The sequence below is a fragment of the Pseudoalteromonas sp. 5Ae-yellow genome (assembly GCF_014077565.1).
In the GTDB taxonomy this organism is placed as follows: Bacteria; Pseudomonadota; Gammaproteobacteria; order Enterobacterales; family Alteromonadaceae; genus Pseudoalteromonas.
In genome coordinates this window covers 1-257 of record NZ_JACGWD010000205.1, presented here as the reverse complement: position 1 = coordinate 257, position 257 = coordinate 1, and the positions used below count along the sequence as shown (strand labels likewise).

Here is a 257-nt window from a genome sequence, read left to right as displayed (position 1 = left end):
CACCCGAGTTCTCTCAAGCGCCTTAGTATTCTCTACCTGACCACCTGTGTCGGTTTGGGGTACGATTCCATATAATCTGAAGCTTAGAGGCTTTTCCTGGAAGTATGGCATCAACAACTTCATCACCTTGGTGACTCGTCTCGTGTCTCAGGTTTAGTGTTCGTCCGGATTTACCTAAACAAACGCCCTACTCACTTTCACATGGACTACCAACGCCATGCTTGCTTAGCCTGCTCCGTCCCCCCATCGCAATTATA

1 rRNA gene is annotated in these 257 nt (G+C 48.6%); it reads right to left on the bottom strand.

Annotation, left to right across the window (positions count from 1 at the left end):
- Positions 1 to 257, bottom strand: a 23S ribosomal RNA gene (locus H4J63_RS20690); the annotation flags it as partial.